This window comes from Burkholderia sp. Tr-20390 (assembly GCF_017104595.1).
Taxonomy (GTDB): domain Bacteria; phylum Pseudomonadota; class Gammaproteobacteria; order Burkholderiales; family Burkholderiaceae; genus Burkholderia.
On the sequence record NZ_JAAGPC010000010.1, the window covers coordinates 90,861 to 102,506 of the forward strand.

Genomic DNA, 11,646 nt, shown 5'->3' on the forward strand with positions numbered 1-11,646 from the left:
TCCATTGCATGAATAAAAATGGATTTATTTCATGCAAACATTAAATTTGTTCATGGAGTGGTCGATGCTGGATCGCAATCATCTGATGGTCGTGCGGGAAGTGGAGCGGCAGGGCTCGCTCACGGCCGCGGCCGATACGCTCAACCTCACGCAGTCGGCGCTCAGCCATGCGGTGAAGAAGCTGGAGCAGCAGCTCGGTACGCCCGTGTGGGCGCGCGAAGGACGGACCATGCGGCTCACGCAGGCCGGACAGTACCTGCTGAGCCTCGCGAACCGGTTGCTGCCGCAATTCGAACTCGCCGAGGAGCGCATGAGGCAGTACGCGCAGGGCGAGCGCGGCACGTTGCGGATCGGCATGGAATGCGCGCCGTGCTATCAATGGCTGCTGAAGGTGGTGTCGCCGTATCTCGCGCACTGGCCGGATGTCGATGTCGACGTGAAGCAGCGCTTCCAGTTCGGCGGCATCGGTGCGTTGATCGGCTATGAAATCGACGTGCTCGTCACGCCCGACCCGCTCAAGAAACCCGAACTGCATTTTGAGCCGGTGTTCGATTACGAGCAGGTGCTGGTGGTTGCCGATGATCACCCGCTGGCCGGAGAAGCGTATGTCACGCCGGAACAGCTGACGCACGAGGTGCTGATCACGTATCCCGTCGAAACGGACCGGCTCGATATCTACACGCAGTTCCTCACGCCCGCGAACAGGGTGCCGAAGCGCCACAAGGTGATCGAGACGACCGACATCATGCTGCAGATGGTGGCGAGCGGCCGTGGCGTGGCGGCGTTGCCTCGCTGGCTCGCGGAAGAATACGCGGGCTGGATGCCGCTTACACCCGTGCAACTTGGAAAGAAGGGGATTGCGAAGCAGATTTTCCTCGGCACGCGCAAGACGGATGACGACGTCGATTATCTTGCGGCGTTCGTAAAGGCTGCGCGGGAGTGGAAATGGGCGGACGCGAAGATGCGAGACTAGTTTTGCAATCGGGACATGAACAAAACTGATTGCTCCCGCAACGGGTCGCTTTCCGCGCCTTCGTGCTTGTCGACCCGCGCTGCAGTCGAACCCGTTTCAGCCGCGCGACCATTGCCGCTCCGCACCTCGGCCGAAGTCTCTCTCATCCCTTTTCACGCAGCGGCACCGGGCATCGCTTGCGCCCCGCGCAGCAACACGTTGGCCGGCGCCGATGAACCCGCGACATCGGCACCGGCAACCGGCCCGCGGGCCGTCGTGCCGCGTCGTCGTCCGCGCGATGGCGGCATCGCGCACGCCCATCGCGACGCGTTGCCTGACTCGACCGCCAGCGTCTCCGAACGGCGCCACAGCCGCAAGCGAGAGCCGTCCGTTCGCGACGGCCACGCCTGCGGCAACCCAGTGGCGACGCCCTACTTCCGCAGCGAGATTTCCACCCGGCGATTGCGCGCCCGCCCTTCGGCGGTCTCGTTCGATGCGGCCGGGTTGGTTTCTCCATGCCCCGTCGCCGCGACCGAATCCGCCTTCAGCCCGTGTTCGCGCAGATACCCCGCGACGGCATCGGCGCGGCGCTTCGACAGGGCCTGGTTGTGTGCATCCGAGCCGGTCGCGTCGGTATAACCGTCCACTTCCACACGCGCGAAATGCCTGTCGCCCTGCTGGCTCAGCAAACTGTCGAGCGCGGCGGTGGCGGCGGACGTCAGCACGGCGGAGTCGGTCGCGAAGTACGCATCGCCGGTCAGGCTCACCTTCTCGACCGCGGCGGGCGCCGGCGTAGCCGCCGCGGCGACCGGCGCGGGCGCCGCACCGCACTGGAACACCATCGAGTGCGGATCGGCGCCGTCGCGGTACGGCGTCGTGGAATCGACCGTGCGCACGGCCTCGTTGCCGCACATGCGCGTCGCGACCTTCATGCAGGTATTGGCGCTCGACAGGATGCCGTGACAGTCGACACGGAACGTCCGGATGCCGTCGCGGGGCTGAAGTTCGTATGCGTTGTACGTCGGTCCCGATGCGCTCGAACAGGCCGCGAGGGAAACGACGGACGCCAGCAGTGCAAGATGAATGTTTTTCACTTGAGGACTCCGAAAATGCGAGGGGCGCAGCGCGATGGCGCGGCCGCACCCGCGTGCGTTTGCGTTCGACGCGGTCCGCCCCGGCAGTGCATGCCGGCGCGAACCGCGGCGCGCGATTACTTCCACTGATACAGCATGCCCGCGCCGACGACGCGCTGGCTGCCGGCGAAGCCGCCGTTCAGCGTCGCCTTCAGGTTTTCCGTGACGCGCGCCTGCACGCCGACCGCCATCGCCTTCTGCCCCTGGAACGTCGCCGTACCGACCCCCATCGCGAAGTTCGAGTCACGGTCCATGTGCGGGATCGACGCCATCGCGGCGGTGGCCGCGATCCCCTCGCGTGCCATCGAATCAGTCTGCTGGATCTGCTGCTGCATCTGCGTGAGCTGGTTGTTGACCGTGTTCAGCGACTGCGTGAACTGGTTCGACACCGCGTTCAACTGGTTCACGTTCACCGCATCCGTGCCCTGCGTACCGGCCGCGACGTTGACCACCTGGCGCGCCGATTCCGCCGAACCGACCGCGACGACGTTCGAGCGGCCGCCGTCGTTGCTGCCCGTGCCGATCGCGGTCGAATTGCTGCCCGACGCCGTCGAGCCCACGCCGACGGCGGTGGAACCGTTGCCCGATGCGAGCGCATTGTTGCCGACCGCCGTGCTGTTCGAGCCCGATGCCACCGCCCCCGACCCACCCGCCGACGAATTCGGGCCGGTCGAGCCCGGCGGCACGTTCGCGCCGTTCGGGTTCGTCGTGTACTGGCCGCCGAGGTTGGTCGTGCGCTGGTCGATCAACGTCGTCAGCTGGTTCGCGACCGAGTCGAGCTGCGACACGTTCACCGCGTCCGTGCCGTTCTTGCCGGCCGCGAGGCCCGTGATCTGCCGGTTGCCGATGTTCACTTCGCCGGCCGACGATTGCGGGCTGCTCAGGCCGTACGCGACGTAGTTCGTCAGCGCGCCGACCGTCGTCAGCGAACCGGCGCCCAATGCGACGCTGTTCGCGAACGTCGCGGACGCACCGGCGCCCAGCGCGAGCGCATCGGTTGCGTTGCCGAGCGCGCCGGAGCCCAGCGCGACGCTGCCCACGCTGACCGCCTTCGCATTCGCGCCTTGCGCGACCGACTGCGCGCCCAGTGCCGTCGCGCCGCTGCCGAGCGCGAGCGCGTCGGCCTGCGCGGCACTCGCCGCCTGCCCGATCGCGACGCCGCCAGGCGCAGTCTGGTCGACGATCGCGCCGTTGCCGATGCCCACGCCGTGATCGCCGTTGACGACCGTCGTCGGCCCCACCGCGACCGATTCCGCGCCGACGGCGAGCGAGTCGACCGCCGTCGAATTCGCGTGGAAATACTTCTGGCCCGTGACCGCGAACGACTGCAACGCACCGGCGAGCTGCCGCACGGTCACCGCATCCTGCTGCCCGGTGCCGTCCGCGACGTTGGTGATCTGGCGATACGTCTTGCTGGTCGCGTCGCCGACCGATACCGCGCCGAGCAGCGTCTGGTCCGTCGTGTTGAACGGGATCGACGCGGTGCCGTTGCGGAGGATGCCCGACGCCGGCGTCGTCGCGCGGTCCGATACCGACCCCGCGCCGAGCGCGATGCTGCCGTCCACCTTCGAGATCGCATTCGGGCCGATCGCGACACTGTCGAGCCCGATCGCCTGGCTGTCCGGCGCGGTCGAGTTCGCGTGGAAATACTTGATGCCGTGCGCGTTGATGTTGTCGATCGCCGAGCCGACGTTGTTGTTGATCGTCGTCGACCCGTCGCTGTTGTACGTCACGTACGACGGGGCCGAAATCGTGCCGGTCGTCGGATCGTAGGTGGCCCCGCCGCCGATCGCGCCCGCCGTGCTGTTGCCGAGGTTGGTGTTGTTGTTGGCGATCGAGCTGAGGCCCGTGGACAGCGAGCCGATGCCCGTCGACGTCGCGGTGGACAGCGACGTCAGGTTGCTGTTCGTGCTCGACAGCCCGGTGGACAGCGAGCCGACGGTCGTCGAGGTCGATGTAGACAGCGACGCGATCGAGCTCGTCGTCGAACTGAGGCCGGTGGACAGCGAACCGATGCTCGTCGAGGTCGCGGTCGACAGCGACGTGACGGTGCTGTTCGTCGTGCTCAGGCCGGTGGACAGTGAACCGACCACCGTCGAGGTGGACGTCGACAGCGACGTGATCGAACTGTTCGTGCTCGACAGGCCGGTGGACAGCGAACTGATGCCCGTCGACGTTGAAGTTGACAGCGACGTCACCGTGCTGTTCGTCGAACTCAGGCCGGTGGACAGCGAGCTGATGCCCGTCGACGTCGAAGTCGACAACGATGTCACCGTGCTGTTCGTCGAACTCAGGCCGGTGGACAGCGAGCTGATGCCCGTCGACGTCGAAGTCGACAGCGACGTCACCGTGCTGTTCGTCGAACTCAGGCCGGTTGACAGCGAACTGATGCCCGTCGACGTCGAAGTCGACAGCGACGTCACCGTGCTATTGGTCGAACTCAGGCCGGTCGAAGTCGACGTGGACAGTGACGTAATCGCGCTATTGGCCGACGACAACCCGGTCGACGTGGACGTCGACAACGACGTCACGGTGCTGTTGGTCGAACTCAGGCCCGTGGACAGCGACGTGATGCCCGTCGACGTCGACGTGGACAGCGATGCGATCGAACTGTTGGCCGACGACAACCCGGTCGACGTGGACGTCGACAACGACGTCACGGTGCTGTTGGTCGAGCTCAGGCCCGTGGACAGCGAACTGATGCCGGTCGAGGTCGAGGTGGAGAGCGACGTGATCGCGCTATTGGCCGACGACAATCCGGTCGACGTGGAAGTCGACAGCGACGTCACCGAGCTGTTGGTCGAACTCAACCCCGTCGACAGCGAGCTGATGCCGGTCGAGGTCGACGTCGACAACGACGTGATCGCGCTATTGGCCGACGACAATCCGGTCGACGTGGAAGTCGACAGCGACGTCACCGAGCTGTTGGTCGAGCTCAATCCGGTCGACAGCGAGCCGATGCCCGTCGAAGTCGACGTGGACAGCGACGTGATCGCGCTATTGGCCGACGACAGCCCGGTCGACGTCGAAGTCGACAATGAAGTCACCGAGCTATTGGTCGAACTCAATCCCGTCGACAACGAGCTGATCCCGGTCGAAGCAGACGTCGAAAGCGACGTGATCGAGCTGTTGGCCGACGACAACCCGGTCGACAGCGACGACACCCCCGTCGACAACGAACTGACGCTCGACGCCGTCGACGTCGACAGCGAATTCACCGCCTGATTCGTCGCATCGAGCTGCGACCCGTTGATCGCGTCCGTGCTCGCCGAACTAATGCGCCCGGCCGCGACGTTGGTGATCTGGCGCTCGGTACCCGCCGCGCCGACGCTGACGACGCTGGTCGGATTCGTGCCCTTGAACGTGTATGTCACACCGCCGATCGTCGCGCTTGCGGTCGGGTTCGGCGCGGAGGTCGTCGAGCCCGAGCCGAGCGCGACGTCGCCTGCATTGTTCGCGACGGCCGACGCACCGAACGCCAGCGCACCGGCGGCCGCGGCCGTCGACGTGTTGCCGAGCGCGAGCGAGCCGGTGCCCTGCGCGATGTTCGAATTGCCGATGGCGACCGCGCCGTCGCCGTTCGCCGTGTTGTTCGACCCGGCCGTGACCGCACCGGTGCCGATCGCGGTGCTCGGGTCGCCGATCGCCACCGCACCGTTGCCGCTGACCGTCTGGCCCAGGCCCAGCGCGACGGCACCGAGGCCGCCCAGCACCTTCGAGTTGTTGCCGCCGGCAATCGAGCCAGCGCCCGCCGCTGCCGCGACCGAGTTGCTGTCGCCGATCGCCACGGTCGACCCCGCCGCCGCGACGCTGTTGATGCCGATGGCCGTCGCATTCGTGGCCGATGCCGTCGCACCGGGCCCCAGGGCGGTCGCCGAGATGCCGGTCGCCAGCGCGCTATTACCGAGCGCGGTCGCGAACTGCTGCGTCGCGCTCGACTGGACGCCCATCGCGATCGAACTGACGCCCGTCGCCTTCGCGCTCGTGCCGAGCGCCATCGAGGTATCGGCGCCGGCCGTCGTGGCCGAACCCAGCGCGATCGAACTGGTGCCGAGCGACTGCGTGCCCGAGCCCGGTACGCCGGCCGTCCCGCCCCAGCCGATCGCGATCGACGACGTGCCCTTCGCACCGCTGTTCACCCCCATCGCCACGCCCGAATTGCCGGAAGCCAGCGCGCCGCTGCCCACGGCAACGGCGGCCGCGCCCGAGCTGGTCGATTGGTTGCCGAGGGACACCGAGCCCGTCAGGTCCGCATGCGATGCATAGCCCAGCGCGACGCTTTGCGCGCCGGCGGCGCTCGCCCCGAGGCCCAGCGCCGCCGCGTATTGACCGGAAGCCAGCGCATTGTTGCCCAGCCCGATGGCCGACACACCGGTCGCGGCCGCACCGCTGCCCATCGCCACCGACCCGCTTTGCGTCGCGCTCGACAGGTTGCCGATGGAAACCGAGTAATCGCCCGAACCGATCGCCTGCACGCCCATCGACGTGCTGTTGACGCCCGTCGCCTGCGCGTTGATGCCGACGGCCGTCGAAGCGTCGCCCATCGCATGCGCCCCCGGGCCGAGTGCCGTGGCCGACAGCCCCTGTGCCGTCGCCAGATTGCCCAGGGCGGTGGAGTTCTGCTGCGCGGCACTCGAGCCGATGCCGATCGCGATCGACGAGATGCCGCCCGTGGCCGTGCCGCCATCCGGGTTGTACTGCGCATGCGCACCGGCATGGAACAGCGCGAGATACGCGGACGCCATCAGCATGGTGAGCCGCCTGAGCGACGAGGCCGAGGTCGCGCCTGCGCGAACCGCGGCCGCTCCTGCGACGTCACGCCCCGGCGTGCCACGCGACGACGCGACGCGCTTGCCGCGCGCCCGATCAAGCTCCGAAGCCGCAACCCAGGCTCCCAATGCTTCGTTCCAGATCGACTTGAACGTCTTGTTCATCTTGTCTTCCCTCGGTTCTCATGTGCTGGATGACGCAACGGCGAACACGGCAGCCGGCGTGAATGTCCTCTACACATTCCCGTCCACCTCGCGATGTCCCGCCACTCACTTTGGATCACTAACTAAACAGCCGGGTAACGCTGCACGCCACGCGCGATGGGTATCGCGATCACGCAATCGCGCGCCGCCCGTGCCGGTTGACACGACGCGAGGCGACGATCGCCGGTTATCGAATCATGGAAGCCGACACGGCAAGCCCGTCGGCCCGACGCCGGGCGTGCAGACCAGCCGCGCACGCGCGCGCCATCGCGCCGAACCCGCGACGACCTCGAATCTCATCGGAAAGCGTCATTCAGACGCCGGATGGGCGGAAGCCGGCCCGCACCCGGGGGCGGCCCGCCCTGTTTCATTCAGGAGGAGGATGACGCCGTGCGATCCCCGGGGCTGAAGCATGCGCCACCGGTTCGTGCGAACCGGTGCGTTGGCCTGTCATGCCTGTTGTGCTCATCGTTTTCGTACCCGCCTGATTCGAAAGCGCGCCGCGCGCGACCGTCCCCCGATGGATCGAACCCTCGGACGGCCCACGCGCAGCCACGCACCCCTTCCGTCCGGCCTTCAAACGCATTTCCGGAATCCCGGAACAGCATCGGCGACTTGCCGGACGACCCCTGCACCGAATTAATCGATCGAATTTCCTTGATGATTTCGTCTCGACCGGTGCGTCATGCCCAACCGCATTCCAGAACTCACCGATTTCTCTTATATAGCAACGTATTCGGTGAATAATGAAACCTGCATTACCCTCGTGCCAGTTATTCGTTTGCCGACGCGATCCCATATCATGAGATATAACATCGATCAATGTCTCATTGGTATCGCATGCATCGGAATAGAACTTCGGCATGCGATCCACGCGATCCAGACCGTTTGAAAGAACCGATTCCAGCCGCGCCGTGGCTAGTTTGCTGGCATCCGCCGGAACGAACCTTTTCCCGAGCGGAAAAATCCTTTTCCCGAGCAGACAGCATTTACATTCATACATTCCGACGCAAAATGTGCTTTCTCGACTAACACGATTCCGACCAAACGTCAGAAAAAAATTAATCGCGCAACCCACAATTTCTTCATTCTTTTCACATAGAAGGCATCGACTTCGGAACGCATGTCAAACTGATTCACCCGCGCCATCCCATTCCAATTATTCCAAATTTATCCGGCAATAAAGACCGATTATTAAAAGCCGATTCGGCATGTTTTTCCACTTCCGTTCCTTCCGGCCGGACACGGTGGCGGCAAACACGCAACACCCCGCCGCACAAGCCCCCACGGACCGCACGGAATCCTCACAATGTGACCTGTTGTCGGCATATAATTTTTCGCAACAATCGCGCAGAACGCGATGCACGTCGTCTGACCGGCCACCCTTCCACCGCCTCCGCAACCATGTCATCCCGCTCGTCCAGTTCGGCGTCGCCTCGTCCCACGCCGGATCTTGCTGACGCACATATTCTTGTCGTCGACGATCGCCCGAACGACCTGCGGCTCCTCACGGAAATCCTGCGTGCCGCACGGTGCCGGATCAGCGTCGCGTTCGACGGGCTGCAGGCGTATCACCGTGCCCAGGCGATCGCGCCCGACCTGATCCTGATGGATGTCCGCATGCCGCGCATGGACGGCTTCGCCGCGTGCCGGCTGCTGGCGTCGACGCCGTCGACGCAATCGATCCCGGTCATCATCCTGACGGCCGCGGGCGATCTCGAGGATCGCATCGCGGGGCTCGAAACCGGCGCGATCGACTACATCATCAAGCCGTTCGAGCCGACCGAAGTGCTGGCCCGGATCCGCAATCACCTGAAACGCGCGCGGCGCAGCCAGCCGTTCGCGCATCTGCCCGAGCTGCCCGACAACCCGGACGCGGCCCTCGTGCGCGCGGCGTCCGAGGTCCTGCTGCGCGACCTGCGTCATCCGCCGGCGCTCGAGGATCTCGCCAGACAGGTCGGCACGCACGAGAAGCGTTTGTCCCGCGTGTTCCGCGACCATCTCGGCCAGACCGTGTTCGAATATCTGCGCGACACGCGCCTGCGCGCCGCGATGCACTTTCTCGCGGAGACGTCGATGGGGATCGGCGACATCGCCGAGGAAATCGGCTTTTCCACGCCCGGCAACTTCGCCACCGCCTTCCGCGAACGCTTCGGCATCACGCCGTCCGACTGGCGGCGCCAGCGCCATGCGGTCAATGCCCCGCCCGCCGCACCCGGGGCGCACCATCACGATGGGTAGGCGCCACGCGGCATGGGCCGCCGGCTGTCGCGCGGTGCTGCTGCTCCTGCTCGCGATGGCCGTCACCTGCGCGACGGCGCGTGCCGCTTCGACGCCGAACCCCGCGCAACTGGACGCCGTGTCGGTCTTCGAGGACGCGAGCACGACGATGTCCGCCGCTCAGGTCGCCGCACGGCTCGCCGATCCCGCGCATGGCACGCCGGTGGCCGGCACGTCGTCGTTCAACGTCGAGTTCTCGCGATCGGCGTGGTGGATCCGCGCCACGCTGACCAACCGCGACAGCGCCGCGCGCCCGCTGGTGCTGGTGGTTCGCGACGCCCGCGTCGACCGGGCGGACTTCTATCTCGGCCGGAACGGCGGGTGGACGCTCGACAGCCGCTTCCCGGCCGCCGGCGCCGGTAGTGACGCCCGACCGTCATCGCGCTACCCGGCGCTCGACGTCACGTTGCGTGCCGGCGAAAGCGTCCCCGTCCTGATCCGCGTCACGTCGCGCAAGGAAATGCGGCTCGCGCCGGCCGCGTTCACGCGCGCGGCGTGGGATGCGCTGGAACGGCGCGCGACGATGTGGGACTTCGGTTTCTTCGGCGGGTTGCTCGCGCTGATGTGGTGCGCGCTGCTGATCGGGTTCTTTTCGCGCAGCGGCGTGTTTCACGTGCTGGCCGCGGTGGCGCTGGGCACGACGCTGTTCGAAGCGGCTTACCGCGGCTATCTGGCGCTGGCGTTGCCGCCTGCGCTGCATGAATGGTCGGCACGCGGCGAAGTGATCTTCGCGTACCTGGCGGTGTCGTGCTTCGTCGTCTTCATCCTGATGGTCGCCCGGCGCGAGCAGGCGAAGCTGCCGATGCGCGCGATCTACATGGCCTTCCTCGCGCTCGAAGGGGTCGGCATGATCGGCGCCGCGTGCGGCGACCTGCTGACGTTCACGTGGTTCTGCCTGCGGCTGAACGCGGTGCTCGGCATCGTCAACATCAGCCTCGCGCTGCTGCTCGCGATCCGCCGGACGCCCACCGGCCGCGTGATGCTGATCGCCATCGCGATCGCCACCTTCAACATGCTGATCCGCGTGCTCGACGGCATGAACGCGCTGCCGCCGGCGCTCGCCTGGCTGAAATCCGACATCTTCCCGAACCCCGTCATCGCGGTCATCGGGCTCGCCACGCACCTGCTGGTGCTGGCCGCATGGATCCACCACGTCGGCCGCCAGCGTACCGAGGCGAGGAAGCGGCTCGAACACTGGCAGCTCACCGAACAGGATCGCCTGCGCGACGAAGTCGCACGACGCACGCTCGCGCTCAACGACGCGCTGCAACAGGTGACGACCCACATGCAGCAGAAGATCGAGACGCTCGGCTACGTCAGCCACGACCTGCGCGCGCCGCTGTCCACGATCAACGGCTATGCGAAGCTGCTGCTGCAAGGCGCGACGCGCGGCCAGGCGCGGCTGATCCGGTCGATCGACCGCAGCATCCGCTACCAGCTCACGCTGATCGATGAGCTGCTCGCGTTCACGAAGGCCGAGCTGCAGCCGCTCGGCGTGACGCCGGACACGACCGACCTGCCCGGCCTGCTCGACGACATCGGCCACTATGCGCTCGCGCTGTGCGCGCAGCAGGACAACCGGTTCGTCTACCGGCCGGCCACGCCGCTGCCGCGCACGGTGTCGATCGACGGCATGCGGCTGCAGCAGGTGCTGCTCAACCTGCTGTCCAACGCATCGAAGTTCACGCGCGACGGCACGGTCACGCTGTCGATTCATGCCGCGCGCGAAGGCGACGCATGGCGCCTGCTGTTCGAAGTGGCCGACACGGGCATCGGGATCGACATCAGCGGCAACCGCGACATCTTCCGCGCGTACCAGCAGGTGCAGGCCGTGAACGGCGGCACCGGGCTCGGCCTGTTCATCGCGCAGCGCATCGTCGGCGCGATGGCGGGCGAGCTGGCCGTCGCCAGCCAGCCGGGTGTCGGCACGGCATTCTCGTTCGCGATCGTCGCGCCGGCCGTCGGGCACGCGCTCGTGCCGGTGTCGGAGCTCGTCCGGCGGTTTCACCCGGACGGCGAGGTCGAGCCGGATGACACCACGCCCACGATGCCGTGCCCGCCCGACGATGCGCTCGACCAGCTGATCCTGCTGGCCGACAACGGGCAGCTGACCGATATCGAGGCATGGCTCGGCCCGTATGCGGACGAGCCGGATTACGCGGCCTTCGTGCGGGACGTGCGCGAACACCTCGATGCACTGGACCTGGACGCGATCGGGAAACTGGCCGGCTCGCTGAAACAGGCGCGCCGCGCCGCGACGGCGTTCGACGCCGAAGCCGACGCCGCCGGGCCGGCCGGCCGGCACGGA

The 11,646-nt window shown here is 66.7% G+C and carries 6 protein-coding genes and 1 pseudogene; 3 read left to right on the plus strand and 4 right to left on the minus strand.

What is annotated here, in order from left to right; translation table 11 throughout:
- The first annotated feature begins 64 nt into the window (after positions 1 to 64).
- On the plus strand, positions 65 to 973 hold the full coding sequence (locus G3N98_RS05505) for a LysR family transcriptional regulator (protein WP_089430136.1): 909 nt from the start codon (positions 65 to 67) through the stop codon (positions 971 to 973).
- Between the two features lie 410 nt (positions 974 to 1,383).
- Here the strand turns inward: G3N98_RS05505 and G3N98_RS05510 are convergent, their stop codons facing one another.
- The 4 genes and pseudogenes from G3N98_RS05510 to G3N98_RS05515 all read right to left on the minus strand — a co-directional run.
- Positions 1,384 to 2,046, minus strand: coding sequence for an OmpA family protein (locus tag G3N98_RS05510; protein WP_206147517.1), 663 nt, complete (start codon positions 2,044 to 2,046; stop codon positions 1,384 to 1,386).
- Positions 2,047 to 2,162: 116 nt separating this feature from the next.
- The gene (locus G3N98_RS39680; RefSeq protein ID WP_306172476.1) at positions 2,163 to 2,420 is read right to left on the minus strand and encodes a YadA C-terminal domain-containing protein; all 258 of its coding nucleotides are present in this window, start codon (positions 2,418 to 2,420) and stop codon (positions 2,163 to 2,165) included.
- Positions 2,395 to 2,715, minus strand: a complete 321-nt coding sequence (locus tag G3N98_RS39685; protein WP_346779068.1) for a hypothetical protein — start codon at positions 2,713 to 2,715, stop codon at positions 2,395 to 2,397. Before G3N98_RS39685 ends, G3N98_RS39680 begins: the two co-directional genes overlap by 26 nt.
- A 101-nt stretch (positions 2,716 to 2,816) precedes the next feature.
- Positions 2,817 to 7,019, minus strand: a pseudogene (locus G3N98_RS05515) (ESPR-type extended signal peptide-containing protein); the annotation flags it as partial.
- Positions 7,020 to 8,462: 1,443 nt separating this feature from the next.
- Between G3N98_RS05515 and G3N98_RS05520 the strand changes: the two are divergent.
- Together G3N98_RS05520 and G3N98_RS05525 are read left to right on the plus strand one after the other, a co-directional pair.
- Complete coding sequence (locus tag G3N98_RS05520) at positions 8,463 to 9,299, plus strand: response regulator (RefSeq protein ID WP_089476273.1); 837 nt, start codon at positions 8,463 to 8,465, stop codon at positions 9,297 to 9,299.
- A partial coding sequence (locus G3N98_RS05525; RefSeq protein WP_206147519.1) for a sensor histidine kinase occupies positions 9,292 to 11,646 on the plus strand: 2,355 nt, incomplete at its 3' end. The genes G3N98_RS05520 and G3N98_RS05525, both read left to right, overlap by 8 nt.

Bases quoted from the DNA above. Each gene is read 5' to 3' on its own strand.
- G3N98_RS05505 (WP_089430136.1), top strand. From the start codon at position 65: ATGCTGGATCGCAATCATCTGATGGTCGTGCGGGAAGTGGAGCGGCAG.
- G3N98_RS39680 (WP_306172476.1), bottom strand. From the start codon at position 2,420: ATGCAGCAGCAGATCCAGCAGACTGATTCGATGGCACGCGAGGGGATC.
- G3N98_RS05520 (WP_089476273.1), top strand. From the start codon at position 8,463: ATGTCATCCCGCTCGTCCAGTTCGGCGTCGCCTCGTCCCACGCCGGAT.